Origin of the sequence: Vibrio sp. 10N.247.310.24, assembly GCF_041467175.1 — a bacterium.
In the GTDB taxonomy this organism is placed as follows: domain Bacteria; phylum Pseudomonadota; class Gammaproteobacteria; order Enterobacterales; family Vibrionaceae; genus Vibrio; species Vibrio tasmaniensis_A.
This window is the reverse complement of sequence record NZ_JBFSUD010000001.1, coordinates 86,145-99,891: the sequence shown is the minus strand read 5'-3', so window position 1 is coordinate 99,891 and position 13,747 is coordinate 86,145. Positions and strand designations below refer to the sequence as shown.

Genomic DNA, 13,747 nt, shown 5'->3' with positions numbered 1-13,747 from the left:
ATAGTGTTAACATCAGACAATGTTGTAAACCAGGTGTTTGATATGTTGCCTAAACTTTATAAGTTCAGATCTCTTCACGATAGAAACATACAATCGATATCCGAGTGTTCGTTGTGGTTTGATTCCGCTAAGACCTTTAATAACCCTTTTGAATCTCATCACCTGTTCAACAAAGAACTTCAGAATGACTTCAAGGTTATGTGCTTCTCTCAATCGAATGACCATCCCATACTTTGGTCTCAGTATGGCGATAACTTTAAAGGTATGTGTATTGAGTATGATCTTAACTGTTATCACGGTGAGGCAGATCTCAATTGCTTTGAAGTTCAGTATACTGACAACCCAAGCATGCTTAGTTCTCCTTCGCTAGTTAAATCAAAAGCATCGAAATTAGCCGTGAGCGTACTTGGAATCAAACATTCAAACTGGCGTTACGAAAAAGAATATCGCTGGGTACTGCCCAATGAAGAGATTATTGGCAACAAGCTGTATCTGAATAAAGAGTGTATAAGCTCTGTGATTCTCTCAGAACATGCTCCTGCCGATAGAAAACTAAAGGTACTAATGACTTGCCAACACCTCGGCATCCCCGTTAAACACGCTGTCGCTAAACAAGATTCGTGTACATTTGGCACCTTCTGTTAAATAGATATCAGTAAAATGAACGCCCTACGAGACATATTTGCTTATATAAGGTGACAGTGCAACAAATTAACATCTTAGTCAGATCACCGTAATTCACTCGTATTCATTGGCGTTTTAGACAATCATATTAATATCATTTAGTTATAGTGCATTATAATGGTCAGTTTGTGATATGAAGTCGGATGAACTTTTCTGGAAAACTGTATTTGAAGTTTTTCTTGGTTGGTAAGTGCTGTTTCGCCTGTCTACAAGCTTTACTATCGCCGGACGTTCTCACTCTCTTGATTTTTGTGTAACCTTTGGAGTGCTTCATTTCAATCATCAGGTCACAATAACCATCAATTTCAACATTGCTCTTTTTTAGTCCTTTCATGACCGTGGCTTTGATTTTTTTGGCTACCGGATTAACCAATGCATCGTCGGGAAATACGACTGGGGATGAAAAAAACAACAAAAGGATTAGATATCTCATACTGTTCTCCTTTATTGGAACTGAGAACAGTATGACGATGGTTAAGGCAAGCGAAGAACTAACTTAGTATGGAGATTGACAAGATAAGACGTAATTCTCGACAATTACGCCTTCTTTGAACCTTTAGATTTGAAGCCGTTATGCGGGAATACATTACGGATACGTTGTTGCACGTTCTTAGGTACATCCTTTGTGAACTTGAGATTATAACCAGAACGCTTTGCGTACACTTTTAATTCACCTTTAAAAGTGTTGTTGTGGCCAATCTCTTGAAGGTTGTGCTTAAAGCTCGGTGGAAGATGACCTTTAACTTGTTCGATCGCCCCATCGTTAAATTTAATTTTCAATACCGGCCTATCAACCGCAACTAACCAAAAAACCAACGCTGCACCGATTAAGATTACATACATCATAATGTCACCACTACTGTTGATGATTATTTATCGTCAGAAAGGAGCTTGCTTAAATCTTCTTTAAGATTGGTTACTGTCTTGCTGGCCTGTTCACTACGAGATGCTTCGCTTACCAAATACTCGATGGCATCTGATAGCGTACAACCTAGCTCGTTCGCACGCTGGGATAGCTTTTCCCATACACGATAATCAAGGTCGATTGATTTTTTCTTAGTGTGAACTTGTTCAGCATTAAAGTGACGCTTTCGCTTAGCTCGAATCGCTTGCTTGAGCTTGTTATCGAGCTCAGGAGACATGTTGTCAGATATCCACTCAAGAACACCTGTTGGTTGGTGTTCAAGCTTCAATAAGGCTTGTACAGCAACGTCAGCTTCACTTGAATCAATATGGCAGGTGATCGACTCGCCTTCTTTCCATTTTTTGACCAGATAGTTCCATTTCCAACCACATTCCAAGTTTTCAAGTTGCTGATATTTCATGTCTAATCTCGAGAGTTAATCCTAGTGACAGCGTAACCCAAAATAGGCTATTTAACAATTGTTGTCTTGAAAGAATAGACCAAGATCATACTTATATTAGCTTAGTGATTAGTAACTACAACATAGAGCTACAAGCGAGATCGGTTTTTCTATATACTCCCTACCTCATTATCATAATCAGAAACTTAAATGACTCTAGTAGATTGGCGACATGTTACGCCTCAGTACGACGAATATAGCGCTCAATTAGAGCAATTCCCTGACATCTCGCCTTTCCCATTTTCAGACATTCAACATAGATTCAACGATGCGTTAACCCGCTTTGTCCGCTTGTCCAACCTTTCGCGTGTTTTACTTGTCAACGCTCCGGACAATTCGATCTATCGTCAAATGATTGTTGAATCTTTAGTTACTGCTCTAGATGATCACACGTTACCAGTAATAAAAACTGAGTCTTTAAATGCTGTCTCTTTGTTTGACCAAGTTCAATCAAAAGACGGCCAAGTCGTTGCGACAAAGCCTGGCTTACTGGCTAGAGCGAACAATGGTTATCTGATTGTTTCAGCCAACTTGATTCTAGCAAACCCGGGAAGCTGGTTACTGCTTAAGTCTGCACTTCTTGGTGAGGCCGTAGAGCCCATCAGTAGCAACCCAGAACACTTAAACCAATCTCCATCTTTACCGCTTACCTACAATATTAAGTTGATTGTGGTTGGAGACCGAGCTCAACTCGGCGATCTTGATTATCTAGACAGTGATATTCAAACTGGTTTCTGCCTATTCAGTGAAATTGAACAAGACATAAAGCTAACAGAAGAGACGTTGACGCAATATCTTGGTTACCTTAAATGGCTCCAACAACGTTATGAACTGCCAAACATCACGCAACAGGCGGTGACAGGCATTCTAACTGCTGGAGCAAGAGAAACTGAAGACCAAAGCTATATACCGTTGTGCCCGATTTGGCACAATGCGTTATTGAACGAAGCTTTGATTGAAGCCGACCATGATGAGATCGATGGTCACCATATTCAGCAAGCACAGCAACACAAATACAACCGCGAATCGTACTTACCTGAACGTGCTCTTGATGATATTCGAGATGGCCAAGTTATTATCGAAACCGAGGGTGAACAAGTTGGACAAGTTAATGGTCTGACGGTTATCGATGTACCAGGACACCCTGTATCGTATGGTGAACCAGCCCGAATTTCATGTGTTATCCACTTTGGTGATGGTGACATTGCCGACGTTGAGCGCAAAGCGGAACTCGGTGGTAACCTTCACGCCAAAGGTATGATGATCATGCAAGCGTTTGTAAGCAGCGCGTTAAACCTTGAAGATCCGTTGCCCTATGCTGCTTCTGTTGTGTTTGAGCAATCATACTGCGAAGTTGATGGCGACAGTGCTTCTCTTGCTGAGCTTTGCTCTTTGGTCAGTGCTTTGTCGGAATACCCTATCAATCAACAAATAGCAGTAACCGGAGCTGTCGACCAATTCGGTCGTGTACAAGCAGTTGGTGGGCTAAACGAGAAAATCGAAGGCTTCTATCATGTGTGTAAACACAACGGGTTAACTGGCGAACAAGGTGTGATCCTTCCAAGATCCAACTTAAGACACCTTGCTCTGAAGCCAGACCTAATTGAAAGCATCAAAAACAAAGAATTCCATATTTGGTCTGTCTCTAATGTAGATGAAGCTATTCCTCTTATTATGAACAAACCATTTAGAGACGATGAACAAGAAAGCGTTCTAAGCAAAATTGCGGAACGTATTGAAAACTTTGAAAGACATGAGCACCCTATTGGAATTGTTGGACGCATTAAAAACTGGTTTGTCTAGTACTGATCGGACTTGTTTAGCGTACACCTGTTCACTAATATGCACCTATCAAAAATTGGAGTAATTGATAATGCAAAACAAACGTGATTCTTACACTCGCGAAGATCTTCTAGCATCAAGCCAAGGCGAACTATGGCCTGAAGGTCCTCAACTACCAGCACCGAACATGTTGATGATGGATCGCATCACTAAAATGTCTGAGACTGAAGGTGATTTCGGTAAAGGTTTGATTCTTGCTGAACTGGATATTACTCCTGACCTATGGTTCTTCGACTGTCACTTCCCTGGTGACCCAGTAATGCCTGGTTGTCTAGGACTTGATGCAATGTGGCAGCTTGTTGGCTTCTACCTTGGTTGGGTTGGCGGCAAAGGCAAAGGCCGTGCTTTAGGTGTAGGCGAAGTGAAATTCACTGGTCAAATCCTACCTACTGCGAAAAAAGTGACTTACGAAATCCACATGAAGCGTGTTGTTAACCGTCGCCTAGTTATGGGCCTTGCAGATGGTCGCGTACTTGTTGATGGCAAAGAGATTTATGTTGCTAAAGATTTGAAAGTTGGCCTTTTCCAAGATACGTCAGCATTCTAATCTAATCATTTAATTAGAGTAACGCAGTTAGATTTTAATAAAGCAGCCATTGGCTGCTTTATTTTTACTCCAATACATTTGTTATAGTGCACTAGAATGTACTGATTAAACAAACTTTCTTATCCCGAAACTGTACTGTATTAGTCCACCAGCAACTGTGTATTCCGCTATCAGTATCAGTATCAGTATCAGTTTAAAGCATTAGCTCTCTACGCCATTATTCTACGATTGATATTATGTCCCATTCAGAAACTAACAAGGCTCCACTGCTTTACAACAATGGAGCCTTGATCTTTGAATATGTTCCGCCCTATCTATTTATAGAGACCTGATTGCTTATCACCTTTGGCGTCACGCCAACCACCTAACCAATAAGACCGAGAATCCATTTGGCTATATGGGCAAGCTTCTTGTGACCTACCGTTTATACCAGCTTTGTAGCCTTGAGATTGTGCTCGTTCTAGTCGATCACGCTTTTGTCTCTTCATAGTGCAGTCCTCATACGGGTGTTCTATTTACTAACATACAATGATTACAACTTTGCGGAGTTTTTGTGACTCCAACTTTAAGAATCGACCAGTTTTTCACTTTTCTCAAGGCGAAAAAAAAGCCCGAATTCAGAATTGTGAACTCGGGCTCAAGAGATGAAATTATTTAAATTTTCTACGGAACCCTAATAAGCCGAGTACAGTCAAAGCGAACCAACCTAAGCTACCGCCTTTACGATCGACCTTTGCTGTATCAGTACTACGAGCTTGGATATCACTCTTACCTTTACCTTCGATAGGAATCAATTTAACCGCAACAACCTCTTCTACTGCATTAGACGCAGCACCAGCACAGTATGAATTGTGAGACGTTGTATCGTAGGCTCGTTCATCGTTACCTCTACCGTCTCCATTTGTATCGATCATACATTTTATAGCTGTTGCAGAGATAACACCCGCATCGTTGATACCTGAAGCATCAATGATTCGGAACTTGTTGTTCTCTCCAGCAACGTTGCCGTCGTTAGTTAGATCATCTAGAAACCAAGCTTTGTTCTGAAACAGATCAATTCTTGATGGGTCAGTACCCGTTGCTTGATATGGATAAATAAAGCCGCGGTGTCTACGCTCACTTCCATCAACTTCACGCGTTGTTTCTGCGTCAACTTGACCAACAATTTCATTGAAGTTGTTAACTGCTCTAGCTTCACCACTCGAACCAGCAAAGAAGATACCACCCGTTAGGTATGTCGCTGTTGGAGTCGCAACTGAAGCATTAGTAACAACAAACATCTTGCTGCCTGCGCTACCATTTTCAGGTACTCGACCATTACGCTTAGAGTTACCAATAACAAACAAGTTTTTGTTGATATCGGTCGCTACAGAGTTACTGTATTTGTAATCATTAGACGAGTTAGAGTTGACCTTAGCCCCCTCAATTGATTTGGTCGTCCAAGTATTCGCGCTGTCAGCTAAGTCCAGAGATTTACTGATGAATACAGATGCATTCATATCTTGCAGATCACGACTACCATCAACAGTATTGTAGCCTACGCCATAAAACTTAGTATCCGATTCGGCAATTGAACGCATGCTACCTTGAGCATAGTAATCGCCTTGTCTAGCAGTTCCACCACGAGTCCAATCGATTTGCTTGGTATTCGTACCATCCCAAATAGCAGCTTTTGAACTAAATACAGGATCCGGCGTTGACGTCTCCGTAATGGTTTCACTAGTAGAAACACTACCTACATTGTAAACAATACCATTACTTGCTTTGATAGCTTTCCATGCACGAGTCTCAGAAGATCCTGCAGGCTTGGCTGTCGTTGTAAATATTGCATTGTTTCGGATGGTTCCCTCAGACTTAACACCGAGTGGGTTGGCATCTTTATCTAGAGAGTTGATCACTGTATTGCGAGTATCGAGTATTGCCCCGCCTTCTATAAATGCCTTTGCATTTACATAACTCAGGTTGTTTCTTTCCTTAAACCAAGTATCTTCCCAGCGAGTTTTCGCCCAGCTTTCACATGTGGAATATCTTAGTTCACGGTTACAATAGTTTTTGAAGTCATCGAACTCTTGTAAATATTGGAAGACAGCATCCATAGCAAAAGGAACTTCTTCACGGTAACTAATGGCTTCAAGCGAATTACGAGTTTCACCTGCTAGCTTAAAGCTATCACATGCGACACCGCCGATAGTAGCGTCGGTAAAACAACTTTCAGTTCCGGTAACCGCCGCTGGTTGAATCGCGACACCAAACGTTTCAGAAGCTCCGACAATTGAGCTAGGAGTCGCGACTTCAACTACCTTGTACAGTGCAGCATTCGCGTTAGTTGCAGCCAAAACTAAGGCTGCAACTGTTGTTAATTTAAATTTATTACAAGTCATGATTACTTCTTAACTTTCCTGTTGTAGTGCCTCGAGCTCTTCCCAGCGCTCAAAAGCAACTTCAAGCTCCTGCTCTGCTGCAGATAGCTTATCTAATACTGGTTGTGTCTGCTCTACAGATTTTGAAAAGAAGCTAGGATCGTTGACTTCTTCCTGAAGAGTTTCAATTTGAGTTTCCAATTCTTCCAAACGCAAAGGTAGCGCTTCTAGTTCTCGTTGTAGCTTATACGATAACTTCTTAGCTTTAGCCTTAACTGGCGCAGTTTTGGGAGTTTCCTCAACTACTTTCTCTGGCTTTGATGGCTTTTCAACCTGTCGGTACTCTATAGCCTGCTTTCTTTGTTGCTGAGCATCGTGGTAACCACCAACAAATTCTTCAACAACGCCGTTGCCTTCAAAAATCCAACTTGTCATAACCGTGTTATCAACAAACTGTCGATCGTGGCTCACTAAAAGAAGCGTACCCTGATAGTTGGCAAGCAAATCTTCTAAAAGTTCCAAAGTTTCGATATCTAGATCGTTGGTTGGCTCATCGAGAATCAATAAGTTATTCGACTTAAGGAAAATACGAGCTAATAACAGGCGGTTTTTCTCACCACCAGACAGTGCCTTCACAGGAGTACGAGCACGTTTAGGAGAGAACAAGAAATCTTGTAGGTAGCTAAGTGCATGGCGCTCACGGCCGCCTACTGTCACTTCTTGCTTACCATCCGCCAGATTGTCAATTACTGACTTCTCAGGGTCTAGAATTTCTCGATATTGGTCGAAGTAAGCCACTTCAAGTTTAGTACCACAATGTAGACGGCCAGAATCAGGCTTCAGCTGATCAAGAAGCAGTTTAAGCACGGTACTCTTACCACAGCCATTAGGGCCGATCAGAGCAATACGATCACCACGCATAATGTTGAAGCTGAAATCTTTAACAATCTCTTTGCCTTCAAAGCCAAAGTTAAGATTCTCTGCTTCGAATACAATCTTGCCTGAACGTTGACCATCATCGATCTGAATAACCGCTTTACCCTGCACTTCACGACGATTGATGCGCTCTTCACGCAACTTCTTAAGTGCACGTACACGGCCTTCGTTACGCGTTCGACGAGCTTTAATGCCCTGACGAATCCACACTTCTTCTTGAGCGAGCTTTTTATCGAATTCAGCGTTCTGCATCTCTTCGACACGTAACGCTTCTTCTTTCTCTAGCAAGTAGTTTTCGTAATCGCCAGGGAACGAGCTCAGCTTGCCGCGATCAAGATCAACAATGCGAGTTGCCATCGATTTTATGAAAGCACGGTCATGCGAGATAAAGATGATTGAACCACGGAAGTCTTTCAGGAAGCCTTCTAACCATTCGATTGTCGCAACATCTAGGTGGTTAGTCGGTTCGTCGAGTAGAAGCACGTCTGGGTCACATACAAGCGCACGAGCAAGCGCCGCTTTACGTTGCCAACCACCAGACAAATCCGTCAGTTTTGTTTCAGCAGTGAGTTTAAGCGCCGCCATTACGTTACTTACGCGATCTTCGAAACGCCATGCGTTGGCATGATCCAACTGCTCTTGCACACGAGTAAGACGATTTAAGTTCTTTTCGCTAGGGTCAGTACCAATGAGATCCAAAAGATCATGATAGATCTTCAACTGTTCGCCGATTTCCGCTAGGCCACCAGCAACGTAATCATAAACGGTGCCTTCTTCATTACGCGGTGGATCTTGCTCAAGGCGAGACACAACCACATCTTGTGTGATTTGCATCTTGCCGTCGTCCATGATGATGTTCCCTGACAGGATTTTCATCAACGTAGACTTACCCGCGCCATTGCGCCCTACTAAACACACACGTTCGTTTTCTTGCAGTGCAAAATCCGCACGATCTAATAACGGGTGATCGCCAAACGCTAATTGCCCGTTATGAATTGTAAGTAATGCCATTCTTTTTTAACCAATCATTAAGTTCTAACAAGCCAAATGGCCAGTTAAGCTCTGAGCTTTGAGAAAAGTCAGAGCTTTCAAATTTGAGCACCGGAATAGTGACCCCGTAACGGGAAAAGAGCTCATCATCAAATGCAATGTCGACAACGTTGACGTGATGGCTAATGTTTAACTGTTCCGTGAGTTTGAATGCCATCTCACATAGATGGCACCCTTCTGTACTGTAGAGAGTCAGCACGCTATATCCTTATACAATCTCTTAATTACTTATGTGTAATCAACCAGCAGTTATGAATGTGCTTGTTACGAGAGAAGTCCAATGGAAGCGTTTTAGCTGAGATGTTCTGAGCTTTGAGACCTAACTCTTCTAGGCCTTCTACATCCATTTTGAAGTGACGCTTGTTGTTAGAGAACACAATTGTGCCTTCTTCACGAAGAAGACGCTTAAGGTTTTCCATCAATTGAATGTGATCACGCTGAACATCAAAAGATTGATCCATACGCTTAGAGTTTGAGAACGTTGGGGGATCAATGAAGATCAGGTCGTAAGAACCCTGCTCTTTAACCAACCACTGTAAGCAGTCAGCTTGAACAAACTGATGTTGACGACCAACACGGCCGTTAAGCTCCATGTTCTGCTTTGCCCACTCAAGGTAGGTATTAGACATGTCAACGGTTGTTGTAGAGCGTGCGCCACCCACAGCAGCATGAACAGAGGCACTGCCTGTGTAAGCAAACAAGTTAAGGAAATCTTTACCTGCAGCCATTTCGCCGATACGACGACGAGTGATCTTATGATCTAAGAACAAGCCCGTATCTAAGTAGTCATGAAGATTAACAATCAGCTTAACGCCGTATTCGTTCACTTCTAGGTTAGAGGAGTCTTGAGCCATTTTTTGATATTGAGATCGGCCTTTCTGCTTCTGACGAACCTTAAGAACCACGTTATTTGCTTCAACGCCGGTTACTTGAATAGAAGCACGGATGATATCGGTTAAGCGACGTTTTGCTTTCTCTTCCGGTACATCTTTAGGTGCTGCGTATTCTTGAATCACTAGGTGACCTGGGTATACGTCAATCGCTACATTGTATTCTGGTAAGTCCGCATCGTAGATACGGTAACAATCTAGTTGCTCTTTCTTAGCCCACTTGCCAATTTTACCGATGTTCTTTTTAAGACGGTTTGCGAAGTCTGGAGCAATAAGTTGCTCTTGTTCACCCGTGGGACGCTCTGACATCGGACGGTCTGAAATTGAGTAGTTCTTTTGGTGACACGGTAACGCACCATTGTTCAATTTGAACTGTTTGTCTGCACGCATACGTAAGCAGCTAAGCAGTTCGTCAGAACTAGAGAAGATAGACGCGTTACAACCGCCAAATTCCGCTTTAAGTTGTGCACCGAATGCCGTGTAAAGTGCAATAAGACCCGGCTCAGTACCAAGACGCTCACCATAAGGTGGGTTAGAAACAATCACACCATCAGCAAACTCTGTAGGACGCTTAAGCTTTGCAGCATCGCCCACTTCGAATTCAATCAGCTCTTCAACACCAGCACGACGAGCATTGTCACGCGCTGTTTTGATCATGCGCTCGTCATTGTCGTAGCCATAGAACTTACACTCTACTTTCTTAACGCCACGACGACCTTGAACGTTCGCTTCAGCTTTCACTTCAGCCCACAGTTCTGGTTCAAAATCTTCTAGTGATTCAAAACACCACTTCTGGCGTTTAACACCTGGAGCCATGTTCGCAGCCATCATTGCCGCTTCAATCACTAACGTACCTGAACCACACATTGGGTCTAGGAAAGGCTTAGTCGCATCCCAGCCACTACGAAGAAGAATCGCTGCAGCAAGGGTTTCACGCAATGGTGCGCGGCCTGATTCTGGACGGTAACCACGTTGGTGAAGACCGCTACCTACCATATCAACACCAAGAATCGCTTTATCACGATGTAGACGAACGTGAATACGAATATCTGGATTTTCTTTGCTGATAGACGGACGAGGCAAAGACTTTTTCTCAAAGCTATCAACAACGGCATCTTTTACTTTCATCGCACCGTATTGGCTATTACGGATTTCGTTGTTTGTACCGTTAAAGTCAACAACAAAACGCTTAGAGCTATGGAATTGATTTACCCAGTTAACCGCGGTGGTTGATAGGTACAAATCCATGTCGTCCATACAAGTGAATTCAGAAAGGACACGTACAAATCTAGAAGCCAAACGACTCCATAAACAACAACGATAAATTTGCTCATTGGTCGCTTTGAATTTAACACCTGCTTGAACAGGTTTTGCATTTGTAATCCCTAGTTGGGTTAGTTCTTCAACTAATAAATTCTCAAGGCCGTTTGAGGTAACCGCTAGATATTGATTCATAGTGTTCTTTTATTGATAAAAATTAGCTCGATTATACCTGAATTTGTTATTAGAGCATCACACTAAACTCGTCTTTTCATTGAATCTTTCGACTAACTGGCTAGCAAACACACAGTCATGAAGTGATCGCTTACCCACATCCCCTTAGAACATAAGACTTATCGAATCAGCACAATTTATGACCAAACATCGGCCAACGCGGTGGTGTGAATTTATATTCACCTTGAAGCTGGTATATACCAGACCAAATTTAAGACTGAAAGTTAGCTACAAAGGCACAAAAACAGGGAATAAAGGGAGGTAATTTACACTTCTGGCGATGAAAATAGGCAGAAATTAAGATGAAAAAACAGTCACAAGTTCACTAATTAAATAGTTAAGCGGTGATGTATTTATCTGGATGAGGTTTTTTAGGCACAAAAAAATCGGCTATTGAGCCGATTCTAAGGAAGGTTTGATAGGTTTATGCGTTGCAATGTGTGTTAGAAATGATGAACTAAACTGGGGAATTAACCGACCATTGCAATATGTGTATGGTGAAAATGAAGAATAGAGTTCGCGTCTACCATCCTATCGTGCATCACCTTAATCGAGTCTCCAAAACTTAACCCTTTTGAAGGTGTGAGCAGAAACTCTTCTAAGTCGACAAATGCACATAGGCTCGCACACTCTCCCACTTCTAATACAATGAAGTAACCTAGGCTATGCTCGTTATTCATTTGTACGATATCACCTTCTTGAGGAGATTCGTGGCCAGCGCCTTGTGAATCGAAGAACCAGCTTTTAGGCTGTACAGGCTTGTGGAAGCGCTTTGCTGCCACACAATATAGTGCGAGTTCAGCTTGGCGAGGCTCAGACAGTTCTAAGCCAGAAATTTGTTCTTTGAAGGTTTGGTATGAAGATGCGTCATCAACGGTGAATTCATTATCTCTAAACGCGCAGTCCACCAGCTTATTGCGGACCAGATTCGTTTTGAAAATCATATCCTCTCCGAGGTTTAGCATTAATGAACATTGCTGCTCATCGTAATACCAACTCCATGTATCGCTAGGTTTAAGCATCATTTCGTCTCACACTGTTGAACCATTCCATTAGGTAAAACGCAAAATTACCTTCAATTACAGTAATTTTACTGAGCAATAGGCAAAAAAAAAGAGGAAATGAATTCCTCTTTCTTATCGCTTCTGTCTACAACTCAGTGAGTTACAGTGTCTCTTTTAGTAAGACGATGCCAAATTATAGCTTTCCTAAAATAACCAAATCTTTTTGATAACTCTGTTTCTAAAAGCTCTGGGTTTATAAAAGATCTGGTTTTCGGGGGACTATAAATTTTTAACGATGTCGCCTACAAGACCTGGGCCTTTGTAGATGAAACCAGAGTAAACTTGTACAAGCTTAGCGCCTGCCATCATTTTCTCTTTCGCAGCAACGTAAGAGTCAACGCCACCTACCCCGATGATCGGTAATGCGTCACCCAACTCTTCGTGAAGTTTACGAACCACTTCAGTACTGCGAGATTGAACCGGACGTCCACTTAGGCCACCCGCTTCATCGCAATGTTTCATGCCTTCAACGATTGAACGATCCAATGTTGTGTTTGTTGCGATCACACCATCGATCTTATTTTTGATCAATGATTCACAAATTTGGCTAATTTCGTCATCACTTAGATCCGGAGCAATCTTAAGAGCAAGAGGAACATATTTACCATGCTTCTCTTCTAGTTCAGATTGTTTCGTTTTAAGTTCAGACAATAGATCGTCTAGAGCTTCGCCGTATTGTAGAGAACGAAGTCCTGGAGTATTTGGTGAAGAGATGTTCACAGCAATGTAACCAGCGTATTGATATACCTTCTCCATACAGATCAAGTAATCTTCAGCGCCCTTTTCAATTGGTGTGTCTTTGTTCTTACCGATGTTGATACCTAAGATGCCGTCGTAGTTCGACTTCTTGACGTTCTCAATAAGATTGTCGACGCCTAGGTTATTGAACCCCATGCGGTTGATGATACCTTCAGCTTCAACAAGACGGAACAGACGTGGTTTGTCATTACCGGCTTGTGGACGAGGAGTTACCGTTCCTACTTCAACGAAACCAAAACCCATTGCGCCAAATGCATCAATACATTCGCCGTTTTTATCTAGGCCAGCCGCTAGGCCAACTGGGTTTTTAAAAGTAAGACCCATGCACTCTACAGGTCGATTAGGTAATTGTTGGCGATACAAAAGATCAATAGGAGTGCCTGTGAAGCGTTTGAAATTTTGAATTGCAAGATCATGTGCCTTTTCGGCATCAAGTTGGAAAAAGCCAGTTCTGGCTAGACGGTAGAGCATTGTGCCTCCGATAGAAAAAAGCCCCGTGTAAACGGGGCGATATTATTTACTTATTTACTCAACTATTCAATCTATTACTGTCTGTAAGGGTAAGATAATCGAGTTTGTTAGCGAATGAGGTTCTTTATTAAGCAAACGTTATCGTTTCAGCAGTCAGTTTACTCATTTCTAGTCTCTACCATATTACAGCCACCCACTCTTTTAACAACAAGCAAGGTGTCCACGAAGTGGGTCCGTCAAAAGAAGTGGGTCCGTCAAAAATCGTTAGACCTATAGATGCCACTTT

At 42.4% G+C, this 13,747-nt stretch carries 13 protein-coding genes; 3 read left to right on the top strand and 10 right to left on the bottom strand.

Annotated elements, in window-relative coordinates:
• Window positions 1-42 precede the first annotated feature (42 nt).
• Window positions 43-645: a DUF2971 domain-containing protein gene (locus tag AB6E08_RS00345; protein WP_371708354.1), complete on the top strand. Its 603-nt coding sequence runs from the start codon at window positions 43-45 to the stop codon at window positions 643-645.
• Between the two features lie 160 nt (window positions 646-805).
• Here AB6E08_RS00345 and AB6E08_RS00340 read toward each other — a convergent pair whose 3' ends face one another.
• From AB6E08_RS00340 to matP, 3 genes are all read right to left on the bottom strand, one after another.
• The gene (locus AB6E08_RS00340; protein ID WP_102249656.1) at window positions 806-1,117 is read right to left on the bottom strand and encodes a hypothetical protein; all 312 of its coding nucleotides are present in this window, start codon (window positions 1,115-1,117) and stop codon (window positions 806-808) included.
• 104 nt (window positions 1,118-1,221) lie between these two features.
• Window positions 1,222-1,530, bottom strand: coding sequence for a DUF3634 family protein (locus AB6E08_RS00335; protein ID WP_012603889.1), 309 nt, complete (start codon window positions 1,528-1,530; stop codon window positions 1,222-1,224).
• 23 nt (window positions 1,531-1,553) lie between these two features.
• A complete protein-coding gene (gene matP, locus AB6E08_RS00330) occupies window positions 1,554-2,009 on the bottom strand; it encodes a macrodomain Ter protein MatP (RefSeq protein WP_009846670.1) in 456 nt (151 codons plus the stop codon).
• Between the two features lie 189 nt (window positions 2,010-2,198).
• Here matP and AB6E08_RS00325 point away from each other — a divergent pair, with 189 nt between their 5' ends.
• Window positions 2,199-3,851 carry a Lon protease family protein gene (locus tag AB6E08_RS00325; protein WP_017101104.1) on the top strand — a complete coding sequence of 551 codons (1,653 nt, stop codon included), beginning with the start codon at window positions 2,199-2,201 and terminating at the stop codon, window positions 3,849-3,851.
• Window positions 3,852-3,921: 70 nt separating this feature from the next.
• Window positions 3,922-4,437, top strand: a complete 516-nt coding sequence (gene fabA / locus AB6E08_RS00320; protein WP_010440782.1) for a bifunctional 3-hydroxydecanoyl-ACP dehydratase/trans-2-decenoyl-ACP isomerase — start codon at window positions 3,922-3,924, stop codon at window positions 4,435-4,437.
• A 314-nt stretch (window positions 4,438-4,751) separates the two neighbouring features.
• Here the strand turns inward: fabA and rmf are convergent, their stop codons facing one another.
• From rmf to pyrD, 7 genes are all read right to left on the bottom strand, one after another.
• Entirely contained in the window at window positions 4,752-4,925 is a 174-nt protein-coding gene (gene rmf, locus AB6E08_RS00315) for a ribosome modulation factor (protein WP_009846667.1), read from the bottom strand.
• 162 nt (window positions 4,926-5,087) lie between these two features.
• On the bottom strand, window positions 5,088-6,818 hold the full coding sequence (locus AB6E08_RS00310) for a DUF3466 family protein (protein WP_371708353.1): 1,731 nt from the start codon (window positions 6,816-6,818) through the stop codon (window positions 5,088-5,090).
• Window positions 6,819-6,827: 9 nt separating this feature from the next.
• Window positions 6,828-8,744, bottom strand: a complete 1,917-nt coding sequence (locus AB6E08_RS00305; protein ID WP_009846664.1) for an ABC transporter ATP-binding protein — start codon at window positions 8,742-8,744, stop codon at window positions 6,828-6,830.
• The gene (locus AB6E08_RS00300) at window positions 8,722-8,982 is read right to left on the bottom strand and encodes a glutaredoxin family protein (protein ID WP_012603885.1); all 261 of its coding nucleotides are present in this window, start codon (window positions 8,980-8,982) and stop codon (window positions 8,722-8,724) included. The genes AB6E08_RS00305 and AB6E08_RS00300 overlap by 23 nt, the downstream gene beginning before the upstream one ends.
• Before the next feature lie 25 nt (window positions 8,983-9,007).
• Window positions 9,008-11,128, bottom strand: a complete 2,121-nt coding sequence (gene rlmKL / locus AB6E08_RS00295; protein WP_086049469.1) for a bifunctional 23S rRNA (guanine(2069)-N(7))-methyltransferase RlmK/23S rRNA (guanine(2445)-N(2))-methyltransferase RlmL — start codon at window positions 11,126-11,128, stop codon at window positions 9,008-9,010.
• A gap of 509 nt (window positions 11,129-11,637) precedes the next feature.
• Window positions 11,638-12,192, bottom strand: a complete 555-nt coding sequence (locus tag AB6E08_RS00290) for a cell division protein ZapC (protein ID WP_017099303.1) — start codon at window positions 12,190-12,192, stop codon at window positions 11,638-11,640.
• A 258-nt stretch (window positions 12,193-12,450) separates the two neighbouring features.
• A complete protein-coding gene (pyrD, locus tag AB6E08_RS00285) occupies window positions 12,451-13,461 on the bottom strand; it encodes a quinone-dependent dihydroorotate dehydrogenase (protein WP_009846660.1) in 1,011 nt (336 codons plus the stop codon).
• Window positions 13,462-13,747 lie beyond the last annotated feature (286 nt).

Bases quoted from the DNA above. Each gene is read 5' to 3' on its own strand.
- fabA (WP_010440782.1), top strand. From the start codon at position 3,922: ATGCAAAACAAACGTGATTCTTACACTCGCGAAGATCTTCTAGCATCA.
- AB6E08_RS00345 (WP_371708354.1), top strand. From the start codon at position 43: ATGTTGCCTAAACTTTATAAGTTCAGATCTCTTCACGATAGAAACATA.
- AB6E08_RS00340 (WP_102249656.1), bottom strand. From the start codon at position 1,117: ATGAGATATCTAATCCTTTTGTTGTTTTTTTCATCCCCAGTCGTATTT.
- AB6E08_RS00335 (WP_012603889.1), bottom strand. From the start codon at position 1,530: ATGATGTATGTAATCTTAATCGGTGCAGCGTTGGTTTTTTGGTTAGTT.
- AB6E08_RS00310 (WP_371708353.1), bottom strand. From the start codon at position 6,818: ATGACTTGTAATAAATTTAAATTAACAACAGTTGCAGCCTTAGTTTTG.
- pyrD (WP_009846660.1), bottom strand. From the start codon at position 13,461: ATGCTCTACCGTCTAGCCAGAACTGGCTTTTTCCAACTTGATGCCGAA.
- AB6E08_RS00305 (WP_009846664.1), bottom strand. From the start codon at position 8,744: ATGGCATTACTTACAATTCATAACGGGCAATTAGCGTTTGGCGATCAC.
- rlmKL (WP_086049469.1), bottom strand. From the start codon at position 11,128: ATGAATCAATATCTAGCGGTTACCTCAAACGGCCTTGAGAATTTATTA.
- matP (WP_009846670.1), bottom strand. From the start codon at position 2,009: ATGAAATATCAGCAACTTGAAAACTTGGAATGTGGTTGGAAATGGAAC.
- rmf (WP_009846667.1), bottom strand. From the start codon at position 4,925: ATGAAGAGACAAAAGCGTGATCGACTAGAACGAGCACAATCTCAAGGC.
- AB6E08_RS00325 (WP_017101104.1), top strand. From the start codon at position 2,199: ATGACTCTAGTAGATTGGCGACATGTTACGCCTCAGTACGACGAATAT.
- AB6E08_RS00290 (WP_017099303.1), bottom strand. From the start codon at position 12,192: ATGATGCTTAAACCTAGCGATACATGGAGTTGGTATTACGATGAGCAG.